This window comes from Pseudozobellia sp. WGM2 (genome assembly GCF_017810075.1).
Classification (GTDB): Bacteria; Bacteroidota; Bacteroidia; order Flavobacteriales; family Flavobacteriaceae; genus JADNYK01.
The window spans coordinates 136,961-148,658 of sequence record NZ_JADNYK010000002.1 but is presented as its reverse complement, the minus strand read 5'-3'; the positions used below and the strand labels follow the sequence as shown (position 1 = coordinate 148,658).

At 40.7% G+C, this 11,698-nt stretch carries 11 protein-coding genes; 8 read left to right on the top strand and 3 right to left on the bottom strand.

The window, feature by feature from the left end:
• Window positions 1–21: 21 nt before the first annotated feature.
• Window positions 22–1,299: a branched-chain amino acid transport system II carrier protein gene (gene brnQ, locus IV512_RS04290; protein WP_245224674.1), complete on the bottom strand. Its 1,278-nt coding sequence runs from the start codon at window positions 1,297–1,299 to the stop codon at window positions 22–24.
• A 387-nt stretch (window positions 1,300–1,686) separates the two neighbouring features.
• On the opposite strand from brnQ, the gene IV512_RS04285 reads away from it, so the two are divergent.
• Complete coding sequence (locus IV512_RS04285; RefSeq protein ID WP_100870411.1) at window positions 1,687–1,905, top strand: hypothetical protein; 219 nt, start codon at window positions 1,687–1,689, stop codon at window positions 1,903–1,905.
• 204 nt (window positions 1,906–2,109) lie between these two features.
• Here IV512_RS04285 and thiL read toward each other — a convergent pair whose 3' ends face one another.
• Window positions 2,110–3,159, bottom strand: coding sequence for a thiamine-phosphate kinase (thiL, locus tag IV512_RS04280; protein ID WP_209400965.1), 1,050 nt, complete (start codon window positions 3,157–3,159; stop codon window positions 2,110–2,112).
• 181 nt (window positions 3,160–3,340) lie between these two features.
• On the opposite strand from thiL, the gene IV512_RS04275 reads away from it, so the two are divergent.
• From IV512_RS04275 to IV512_RS04260, 4 genes are read left to right on the top strand one after another with little or no spacing between them, the layout of a single operon-like run.
• Window positions 3,341–4,606, top strand: coding sequence for a choice-of-anchor B family protein (locus IV512_RS04275; RefSeq protein WP_209400964.1), 1,266 nt, complete (start codon window positions 3,341–3,343; stop codon window positions 4,604–4,606).
• A gap of 51 nt (window positions 4,607–4,657) precedes the next feature.
• Window positions 4,658–6,007, top strand: a complete 1,350-nt coding sequence (locus tag IV512_RS04270) for a hypothetical protein (protein WP_209400963.1) — start codon at window positions 4,658–4,660, stop codon at window positions 6,005–6,007.
• Between the two features lie 31 nt (window positions 6,008–6,038).
• The gene (locus IV512_RS04265) at window positions 6,039–6,812 is read left to right on the top strand and encodes an MbnP family protein (protein WP_209400961.1); all 774 of its coding nucleotides are present in this window, start codon (window positions 6,039–6,041) and stop codon (window positions 6,810–6,812) included.
• A gap of 13 nt (window positions 6,813–6,825) precedes the next feature.
• A complete protein-coding gene (locus tag IV512_RS04260; protein WP_209400959.1) occupies window positions 6,826–7,896 on the top strand; it encodes a cytochrome-c peroxidase in 1,071 nt (356 codons plus the stop codon).
• A 3-nt stretch (window positions 7,897–7,899) separates the two neighbouring features.
• Here IV512_RS04260 and IV512_RS04255 read toward each other — a convergent pair whose 3' ends face one another.
• The gene (locus IV512_RS04255) at window positions 7,900–8,853 is read right to left on the bottom strand and encodes a glycosyltransferase family 90 protein (protein WP_245224673.1); all 954 of its coding nucleotides are present in this window, start codon (window positions 8,851–8,853) and stop codon (window positions 7,900–7,902) included.
• 199 nt (window positions 8,854–9,052) lie between these two features.
• Between IV512_RS04255 and IV512_RS04250 the strand changes: the two genes are divergently transcribed.
• From IV512_RS04250 to sufC, 3 genes are all read left to right on the top strand, one after another.
• Window positions 9,053–9,382, top strand: coding sequence for an iron-sulfur cluster assembly accessory protein (locus tag IV512_RS04250; RefSeq protein WP_100870415.1), 330 nt, complete (start codon window positions 9,053–9,055; stop codon window positions 9,380–9,382).
• 9 nt (window positions 9,383–9,391) lie between these two features.
• Complete coding sequence (gene sufB / locus IV512_RS04245) at window positions 9,392–10,837, top strand: Fe-S cluster assembly protein SufB (RefSeq protein WP_209400957.1); 1,446 nt, start codon at window positions 9,392–9,394, stop codon at window positions 10,835–10,837.
• An 82-nt stretch (window positions 10,838–10,919) separates the two neighbouring features.
• Complete coding sequence (gene sufC / locus IV512_RS04240) at window positions 10,920–11,672, top strand: Fe-S cluster assembly ATPase SufC (RefSeq protein WP_209400955.1); 753 nt, start codon at window positions 10,920–10,922, stop codon at window positions 11,670–11,672.
• The last annotated feature ends 26 nt before the right edge of the window (window positions 11,673–11,698 follow it).

Sequence of the window (11,698 nt, the reverse complement as noted above, 5' to 3'; positions counted from 1 at the left end):
GATGAATTATTCCGACAGGGATTAGTTTTTAGAACTGTATTTTATAAAGAAATTAGAAATAACAAAAACTACCCCTGCCGGTAAAACCCATCCTAAGCTGAACTTGCTTAGAGGAATATAGCCTTGAAGGCTAATTAAAGATTCTTGGAGCCCTAAACTGCCCAAAAAGTCAGGAATGCTAAAAATAATGGTGGTCAAGACCACGGCTTTAAATACTTTCGAAGAAGCATATTTTTCAGGTACTACATTTAAAAGAATCAAGATAATGGTAATTGGGTAAATGAACATTAACGCGGGTAGCGCCACAGCAATGATGTAGGCAACATCAAATTGCCCCATTAGAACCCCAAGCACACATCCTATTAATGCGGTAATTATAAATACGTTTTTTGAATTTTCAAACCGCGATTGTAAAAAGTCCGATGTGCCGGTAACAATGCCTACGGCAGTAGTGAAACAGGCCAGGCTTACCAATACACTTAAAAATAGCTGCCCTGCATTGCCCAAAGTTTCTATACTAATTCCATTCAATAAAGCCGTACGAGTACTATCGGCCTCGAACATACTATGAGTAATCGCACCGGTAAAAATGAGTCCGGCATAGAGTAAGAAGAGGCCAGAACCGGCTAAGAATCCGGCTCGTCTAATCAGTAGCTTTTTTTCTGCATAAGTCGCATTTTTCTTTTTCAAGTTGATGGAAATAATAATAACCCCGCCTACCACCACGGCACCTATGGCATCAAAAGTTTGGTACCCCTCAAGTATACCTTTTGAAAACGGACTAGCCATAGTCACGTTACCATAATCGAACTCAAAAGAAAAAGCGGCTATTATTATGATGCCTAGCAGAATGAGAATGATTGCAGGGGTGAGTGCCTTACCTAGAATGTTCAATAGTTTTGATCGATTGATGACGAAAACAAAAACCAGCGTAAAATAGATTACACTCGTTAACCACGACGGCGAATCAAAAATGGGAGCAATGGCCATTTCATGGGTGACCGATGCCGTACGTGGTGAGGGAAGGCTAACTGAGATAATATAAATCAGCGATGAGTAGACCAAGCTAAAGGTAGGGGAGACTTTCTTGCCAAAGTCGAAAATAGTGCCCTGTAATTTGGCATGGGCCAGTATACCTAATATAGGAATCAAGACCGCAGAAACACAAAAGCCTAATGCGACCAACCACCAAAGGTTTCCCGATTGAAAACCTAACAATGGGGGGAGAATCAAATTTCCGGCTCCGAAAAATAAAGAAAAAAGGGCAAAGGTTGTGACAAGGGTCTCTTTTGCTTTCAATTTGTAAGGTCTAGTTTGGGCATCATCCATACTTAAAAGAAAAATAGCAATTCAACAAATTACCATTAAAAGGGTTGTTATTCATCGAATTCGATGAACTGCCTCAAGAATGGAATATGGGCAGTTCTTTTTTTAAAATAACGGAAAGATACCGCAAATTCACCTGATAACAAATGAAGAGATGAGGGTCGAAAAAGTGGTCTTTCATCGAAAAAAGTGTATTTCGTCGAAAAAAGACCCCTATTGATAAAGCACACCCAATAAACAAAGAGGTGTGTGCGTTCAGATATGGAAAGTGGTTTAAATCACTTGAGTTTTTCACCCAATTTATCATCTAGCAATTTGCGGTTTCCCAAATGACCAATGATGCGTTAAAAACCTACAACCATGAAAAGATTCTTTTGCAGCCTTTTTGGCCACCACTACTCAGTTTCAAAAAAAGTGACCCATCATATCAAAGAATATAAATGCATTCATTGTAGCAAAGAAGTAACTACAGATGTTAGCGGTAACCTGTCTACGCTTACACCAGAGCTACAGGACATAAATAAAACTCTAGAAAATATATTTCAGAAAAGACATAGAGCGGCACAACATGCTGCCTAACCCTGAACTTGATTCAGCGTTAACTATGCTTTGGCAACCAAATCCTGAGCCCTAGGGGCATCAGGATTTAAATTATATTCCCGAAAATTAAGTTGCAACCTCGTTCTCCACTGTCGTTCGCCCCACAACAGTAAAGTTAGGTTTGCCTTTTTCGGGAATTTTTTTGTTCGAAACCGAACGATGCTCGAGGCGATGGTTTAGAACCTAATCGTCAGAAAAAGAATTCCAACCCTGTGCGGTCAAAGGTATTTTAGTATTCGCCCGTGTAACCAAATTGGCACCTTCGCTCACTTCTGTCATGTGGCCGATTACCGTAAGATTGGGGTTTCCCTTTATGTTGTCAAAATCTTTTTGATCAATGGTAAATAGAAGTTCATAATCTTCACCACCACTGAGGGCTACCATCGTACCATCCATCTTGAACTCTTCACAACTAGAGATAACTGTGGGATCTAAAGGTATCTTTTCCTCAAAAAGATTGCAGCCCACATTACTTTGTTTGGTTAGATGCAAAATTTCAGATGATAGTCCGTCACTAATATCGATCATTGAAGTGGGTTTCACCTCAAGTTTCTCCAAGAGTTCAACGATATCTTTTCGTGCCTCTGGTTTAAGTTGACGTTCGACAATATAAGAGTAGGGTGAAAGATCAGGTTGATTGTTGGGGTTCACCTTGAAAACTTCTTTTTCACGCTCTAAAACCTGAAGGCCCATATATGCGGCGCCCAAATCACCGCTAACGACTAAAAGGTCGTTAGGTTTTGCACCACTACGATAGGTGAGTTTTTCATCGGTAGCTTCCCCTAGAGCGGTAATGCTAATGAGCATACCTTTAGTAGATGAGGTCGTATCGCCACCTACCAGATCGACATTGAACATTTTACAGGCCAGTGCGATTCCATCATAAAGCTCTTCCAAGGCCTCCAACGGAAATCGGTTAGATACGGCTAGCGATACAGTAATTTGTGTAGCCTTCGCATTCATTGCGTACACATCGGAAAGATTGACCATCACCGACTTGTAGCCCAAGTGTTTTAAGGGCATATAGCTGAGGTCAAAATGTACACCTTCTATCAATAGATCCGTGGTAAGAACGATCTTATTAGAGGAGTAATCTAATACGGCGGCATCATCGCCTATGCCCTTTACCGATGATTTATGATTGAGGGAAAAGTTTTGGGTCAAATGTTCAATAAGTCCGAACTCTCCCAATTTTTCCAAAGCGGTTTTCTCTTGGTTCTTGTCTTCTAGCATTCCGCAAAAATACGGGTATTTTCTGTGATAGGCACAAGCTCTCATTAACTGGGTCGAAGAATCGATATTTAAATTGAAAATAATAATCGGTATAATTTTTGATGTGTTTTCTTACAGGTCCACGGGTCATTTGTTCATTCTCAAGTAACTAAGTGATATATTTACATAAAAACTTATAGTTATGAAAAACAGTACCTTGCTATATGCTATCGGCATTAGTTTTTTAGTCGCACTATCATCTTGCTCATCAGATGAATCGGTCGATGATGTTGTTATCGATGACGTTGATATGGAGGAAGAGATGGACACCGATGAGGAAGCGGTTGGTTTTATGCCTTGCGAAAACGGAATGGCCGGTAACTACCCCTGCGCTGGCTATGACCTTATGGCAATTATGCCCCTTTCTGACTTTGATGCAAATTCTACCAATGATATTTGGGGGTGGACAGATGTCACCACAGATCGCGAATATGCGATATTAGGTCTTGATAACGGCACTGCGTTTATTGACATTACCGACACCGAAAACCTGGTTTACTTAGGTAAATTGCCTACTGCTACCGACCCTAGTTCTTGGCGAGACATAAAAGTATATAATAATCATGCATTCGTAGTCGCAGAGGCTAGCTCACATGGCATGCAGGTTTTTGACCTCACCCGGTTGCGAAATGTAGATAATGCGCCGGAGACCTTTGATGCCGATGCGCGTTATACCGGTTTTGGTAATGCACACAATATTGTGATCAATGAAGAAAGCGGATTTGCCTATCCGGTAGGTACAGCTCGCAATGATGCTTTTTTAGGAGGAGCACATTTTATCGATATTTCTGATCCTACAAACCCAATAGGGGTAGGTGGTTATGCACAAAACGGTTACACCCATGATGCCCAAGTCGTAAATTATAAAGGGCCCGACACCGATTATACCGGTCGGGAGATTTTTATTGGTGCCAATGAAAACCAAGTGGTAATTGCCGATGTGACCGATAAGAACAACCCTTTTGAAATCAGTACGATTGAGTACCCAAATTTTAGGTACACCCACCAAGGATGGTTTACAGAAGACCAGCGCTATTTTATATTAGGTGATGAATTGGATGAACAAAACTTCGGATTCAATTCAAGAACCTTGTTTTTCGATTTTGCGGATTTAGACAACCCGGTTTTACATCAATCGTATTCTGGCCCTACTGCTGCAATTGACCATAATGGGTATGTGAGGGGTGATGAATATTTTCTATCGAATTATACAGCGGGTCTACGGGTCTTGGATATTTCCGATATTGAGGGTGGGGCTATTGTTGAGACTTCCTATTTCGATACTTACCCCAGTTCTGATAACACCAATTTTGATGGGGTATGGAGCAATTACCCTTATTTCTCAAGTGGAAATATTGTGTTGAGCGATATTGGTTCAGGACTCTTCATCGTTAAAAAAAGTAATTGATTTTTTAATCTTTTACACGAATAGGCTATCCAATATTTGGCAGAAGTATTCATGAAGAAACGTATACGATTTAATGGTAGAGCTATATGCAATTGGGTTTTGGGTATCTTGATTATTTCTAGTTGCTCTGAGAATGATAATAGTCCAGATAATGTCGTTCCGATCAATTTTAATGTGAAAGTGGCAACTTACGGAGGTAGCTTGAATGATAATGCAAATTCTGTTGTAGCCACTTCTGATGGAGGTTATGCTGTACTAGGGTATACACAAAGCAATGATGGGGATGTTTTGGGTAAAACCACTACAGATTTCGATTTTTGGATGTTAAAATTCGATAGTACGAGTAGCTTACAGTGGCAGAAAAGTTATGGTGGTAGCGGAAATGATAGGGGCAATGCTTTGATTCAGACTTCGGATGGAGGTTATGCGCTGTTGGGTTTTAGTGAAAGCAAAGATGGCGATGTTACTGAAAATGCCGGGGCTCAAGATTATTGGTTGGCTAAAACGGATAGTAACGGAAACCTCGTTTGGCAGAAATCTTTCGGGTTTAATGGGCGAGATGAAGGCATCTCTTTAATTCAGACCAACGATTCGGGTTTTCTTTTAGTGGGAGTTTTAGATGTTACTGCATCCGAGGGTCAGGGTAATGTAACGGCGAAAAATCATGCTGGAGGCGATTATTGGGCCATTAAACTGTCAGAAGATGGTGTTTTGCAATGGAGCCAATATTTTGGTGGAACTTTTACCGATACTGCTTATGGTGTCGTCGAGCTTGACGGGGGCGGATTTCTTATTGCAGGTTCTTCCGATAGTTTTGATGTTGACATTAGTAATAATAAAGGCACTTATGATTTTTGGGTAGTGCGCATTTCCGATACCGGGCGGTTATTATGGGAAAAAAATTATGGCGGTAACGAAATTGATGAACCCCATGACATCGTTCCAACGATTGATGGTAATTTTTTGATTGTTGGCGATACCAGAAGCACAGATATCGATATAGCTTCGAACAATGGTGCTGCCGATGTTTGGGCGGTAAAAATAAATTCTGAAGGGGAAATTCTTTGGGAGAGTGCTTACGGGGGCAGCAGCTTTGATGCTGGTAGGGGAGTTGAAGCAATTAGCGATGGGGGTTTTTTGCTTGTAGGAAGCTCAAGAAGTGGTGATATAGATGTTATAGAAAATAAAGGCCAGAACGATGCTTGGCTTATCAAGATTGATGCGGATGGAATTCTAGAGTGGGAGCAATCGATAGGTGGATCTGAAATTGAAGTGGGTTATGGTGTTGTAGAACTCGCAAACGGAACAATAGTTGCAGTAGGAGAGTCGGCAAGTTCGGACTTTGATGTGTCGGTGAACAAAGGTTTTACAGATGTTCTGATAATTTCCGTTGAACAATAATTTTTAAATACCAATTGTTATAAAAATTAACATGAAGTGCATATTTCCTTTTCTTTTACTGTTGGCGACTTTAGGGGTGAGTTGTTCCGATGACGATGTTTCTGGTCAAGTTGCAGCACAGGTGAGTTTACGGTTTAATCATAATTGGGATGGAGAAGAGTTTCAGACATCCAATTTTAATACCGTTGGGTATGCAAATCTAAATGGAGAAAAAATGAGTGTTGAGCGACTTCGCTACCTTATTTCAGACGTTACTTTCGAAAGTTCGGATGGTAGTAGTTTTACAGTAGAAGGCTATAACCTCGTTGACCTGACCAATGAAACGGGATTGTCTTATCAACTTTCAGATAGCGTGCCAGTCGGTAATTACACCAATGTATATTTTACGTTTGGTTTTGATAACGAAGATAATCAAAACGGAATCTATCCTGACTTGAACACCGCCTTATGGAATGTTCCCGAAATGTTGGGCGGAGGTTATCATTATATGCAATTGGAAGGTAAGTTCATAGACTCTACCCAGACCGAAACGGGCTATCAATATCATGCCATTAGAGCTGTAGATAACTCTGGCGAAGAGCTAGTATTTGAAGACACTTTTTTTCAAGTTGATTTAGGGCCGGTGGAAATTCAACAAAATTCGACTATTGCAATTTCAATGAATATTGCAGAATGGTTTAAAAATCCGAATCAATGGAATTTGAACCAATTACATTCGATGATGATGCCAAATTTTGAGGCTCAAAAAGCAATTTCACAGAATGGTAAAACCGTTTTCAGCTTAGAAGGGGTCTTCCAAGAATAAATCATTATTACTGATGAAGCGGCCTATTATAATCGTATTATTTCTTATGCTACTGGTTGCTTGCTCTAAAAGTGAGGGCGGGGAAGCACCTGAATATACAGCCACGCCTCTTTCGCTCGATGTACCTGCTTTTTTTCAAGAGAATATTTTAGCCCCGGTTATACCGATTACCAATCCGCTGACCGAAGAAGGGGTGGCTTTGGGCAAAAAGCTGTTTTTCGACCCTATTCTCTCTGCTGATAATTCAATATCATGCGCCGAATGTCATGCGCCATCAAGTGCTTTTACCGATACTGACCGCTTCAGTGATGGAGTTAATGGTGTATTGGGAAATAGAAATGCGATGCCCCTTTTCAATCTTGCATGGAATTTTGATGAACGTTTCTTCTGGGATGGCTCTGCGACCAGTTTAGAAGACCAGGTTTTTCACCCCATTACCGATGCTACTGAAATGGCTAATACGTGGGAGAAAGTTATAGGCGCGCTGGAAGCAAACAGTGAATATACCGATATGTTTTTAAGCGCTTTTGGAGAAGGTGAAATTGATAGCCTCAAGGTAGCTCGAGCCATAGCCCAATTTGAGCGTACCTTGATTTCCGGAAACTCAAAGTTTGATAGGTTTTTGGCCGGAGAATTAGAACTCACCGAGGCCGAACTCAACGGTCGTGATGTTTTTATGGATGAGACTCGTGGCGATTGCTTTCATTGCCATGGCAACCCCAACAACCCTTTATGGACCGATAACCTCTTTCACAATAATGGTTTAGATAGCACCTTTGTAGATTTAGGTCTGGGCAGGGTAACGGGTGACCCGGCCGATAACGGTAAATTTAAGAGTCCTTCATTGCGAAATCTTGCCTTTACCCCTCCATATATGCACGACGGCAGATTCGCTACCTTAGAGGAGGTGATCGATCATTATAGTGAAGGTTTGCAAAATTCTGATACTGTAGACCCGTTGATGAAGAAAGTGGCCCAGGGCGGGGTTCAGCTCACTGAACAAGATAAGGCCGATTTAAAGGCTTTTTTATTGACCCTATCCGATGATGAGTTTATTTCAAATACTGCATTTCGAGAGCAATAGCGGTTAAGCAAACTTTAAAAAATCTTTTTGTCCTGAAAGCCTAGCATATTTTTCTAGCACCAAGAAGCAGAGTAAATCTTCCCTCTTTCGATTTTTAAACTGTACTACATGTCGATGAGCGTTATCTATGATATGTTGGGCTTTCTGGGGGTGCTGAATATAATAGTTCATCTTTTCTTCCATATCCGAGAAATCGGACTTTACTTCAACATAATGTTTTTCGGCTTCGAGAACCCCTTCCATGAACCAAGTTTCCCGAGTCGGTTTGGGCATGATACACAATGAATTACTAGACATGGCCCATTTCAGGTTGGTGGCTACATCAAAACCTTCGAGACATGCAATGAACTTGTACCCAAGTTGAGTGTTAATGCCCATAAATTCTTTTTGAAACTGCCCATTGGTATTTATACCATCCGATAGGCCAACATCAAAGCTAGGGTTGTCCCAGAATTTAATAACGAAATTTCTTCGCTGCTCTTGGTGCGACCTGCCCCGCCAAACGACCGAATCCATTTTATCTGTGAAAGATTTAGTGTCTTTCACCCATCGAAAATGCCGGCGCTTATTCAGTTTAAAAAGTACCGAATTGGCATTCGTATCGGTCAAGGGTCTAGCCTTGAAAAGTGTGGGATTGGGGTTGATATGTAGTTCATCTCCAAAATGATATGCAAATTTGGTATGCGGAGAGAAGTAATGTAGAAATTCCTTTAGGTCTAAATAATAGCCCGTGCCCTTGGTCCGCTTATAATCTTTTACCGCAATGGCATCTTCGGATAGTTCGAAATAGGAGTTCAATTTTAAATAATAATCCACTCTTTTTTGCAGATACTCGGCGTCACATTTGGCTTGGTAGGCCTTTAATTTTTTGAACTTGTTTTTGAAATAGAACTCGGGCAGCGCGTTTTTTCCAAAGTTCTTGGCATAGTAATAGGCGTTTATGTCGTCTAGTCGCATGTGTCGTATAACTGATGAAATGGTTGTCAAAGTTAAGAAATCTACGTATCGAAAAGAGGCATAATAACTCGAGTTGAGTTTGTGCCTCACAAACTATAGAAAGCGCTTATTAACGCATTCGTTATAATAATGTTAGTATTCATGGTTAAACACTACTAATGACGTATATTTGTGAACTATTTAGATAAACTAAAATGCAATGATACAAGTATCTGAAACAGCTAAAAAGAAGGTCGTAGACCTGATGACAGAAGAGGGTTTTGATGCTACTAAAGACTATGTTCGTGTCGGCGTTAAAAGCGGCGGTTGTAGTGGTCTGTCCTATGAATTGAATTTTGACAACAATGTCGGTGATGCCGATAAGTTGTTCGAAGATAACAATGTGCGAATCATTGTAGATAAAAAGAGCTTTCTATATTTAGTGGGTACGACTCTCGAGTACTCTGGGGGACTAAACGGAAAGGGTTTTGTTTTTAATAACCCAAATGCACAGCGTACCTGCGGATGTGGAGAAAGTTTTTCACTGTAAAACGAAAATATGGCATATACTGAGGAAGAGTTAAAGAAAGAGCTCGAGACCAAGGAGTACGAGTACGGATTTTATACCGATATAGAATCTGATACCCTACCCGTGGGATTGAACGAAGATATAGTTATTGCTATCTCGAAAAAGAAAGAAGAGCCTGAATGGATGACCTTATGGCGTCTAGAGGCTTTCAAGTATTGGAAAGAGATGGAAGAGCCGGAGTGGGCAAATGTAAATTATAAAAAACCCGATTTCCAGGCCATTTCATATTATTCGGCACCTAATAGTAAGCCGAAGTACGAAAGTCTTGATGAGGTAGACCCAGAGTTGCTGGAAACTTTTAAGAAGCTGGGTATCTCCGTTGATGAACAGAAGAAATTGGCGGGTGTAGCGGTCGATATTGTAATGGATTCCGTTTCGGTGGCCACTACCTTTAAAAAGACCTTGGCGGAAAAGGGCATTATTTTCTGCTCTATATCTGAAGCGATAAAGGAACACCCGGAGTTGGTGAAGAAATATATCGGTTCGGTAGTTCCGAAGAGAGATAATTTTTATGCAGCATTGAACTCAGCGGTATTTTCTGATGGGTCTTTCTGTTACATTCCAAAGGGTGTGAAATGTCCAATGGAGCTTTCAACATATTTTAGAATTAATCAGGCAGGTACCGGGCAGTTCGAAAGAACCTTGGTGATTGCAGATGAAGGTAGCTATGTAAGTTACCTAGAGGGCTGTACGGCACCTTCACGAGATGAAAATCAATTGCATGCGGCCGTTGTAGAGCTTATTGCGCTTGATGATGCAGAGATTAAATACTCAACGGTGCAAAACTGGTTTCCTGGCGATAAAGAAGGAAAAGGCGGTGTTTTTAATTTTGTGACCAAAAGAGGAATTTGTGAGAAAAACGCTAAAATTTCTTGGACACAGGTAGAGACCGGATCGGCCGTTACGTGGAAATATCCTTCATGTATCTTGAAAGGTGATAATTCTATAGGAGAGTTTTATTCGATTGCGGTTACCAATAATTATCAGCAAGCCGATACGGGTACAAAAATGGTACACTTGGGTAAAAATACCCGAAGTACCATTATATCAAAAGGTATTTCTGCGGGTAAATCACAGAACAGTTACCGTGGTTTGGTGCAGGTGAACAGCAGGGCCGAGAACGCTAGAAACTTCTCTCAGTGTGATTCGTTATTGATGGGCAATGAATGTGGTGCACATACCTTCCCCTATATCGAAGCCAAGAACAAGACCGCTCAAATAGAACACGAAGCGACTACCAGTAAAATTGGTGAAGACCAGATTTTCTATTGCAACCAGCGGGGTATCGATACTGAAAAAGCTATTGCCTTGATTGTTAACGGCTTCAGTAAAGAAGTGTTGAACAAACTGCCAATGGAGTTTGCGGTAGAGGCCCAAAAATTATTGGAAATTAGCTTAGAGGGTTCAGTAGGTTAATTGTTCACAGTAACAGGTATTTAAATTGATATATGAAAGTCTTTAAGGCTTTCGATTAGTAGAGACTTTAAGAAAAGAATATATGCTTAAGATTAAAAATTTACACGCTAGTGTAGAGGGTAAGGAAATATTAAAAGGAATTAACCTAGAGGTGAAAGCCGGCGAGGTACATGCTATCATGGGCCCGAACGGTTCAGGTAAGAGTACGTTGTCTGCGGTAATTGCAGGTAAAGAAGAATTCGAGGTTACCGAGGGCTCTGTTGAGCTTGAAGGCGAAGATTTAGAAGAGGTTTCACCGGAAGAGCGTGCTCATAAAGGTGTTTTTCTTTCTTTCCAATATCCTATTGAAATCCCAGGGGTGTCGGTAACTAACTTTATTAAAACCGCCATCAACGAATCTAGAAAGGCCCGTGGTCTTGAAGATATGCCCGCCAATGAGATGTTGAAACTCATTCGTGAGAAATCTGAAATGTTAGATATAGATCGCAAATTTATGTCTCGTTCTTTGAACGAAGGTTTTTCAGGGGGTGAAAAAAAGCGTAACGAAATTTTTCAGATGGCCATGTTAGAGCCAAAACTGGCCATTCTTGATGAGACTGACTCCGGTCTTGATATTGATGCCTTACGTATCGTATCGAATGGCGTAAACAAATTGAAAAGTAAAGATAATGCCGTAATAGTGATAACACATTACCAACGATTGCTGGAATACATTGTGCCTGATTTTGTACATGTATTGCACAATGGTAAAATTGTGAAATCTGGAGGTAAGGAATTGGCAGTTGAACTTGAGGAGAAAGGGTACGACTGGTTGAAGAATGAAGCGGTAGTTTAATAGCAGTACTTTGTATATATCATAGG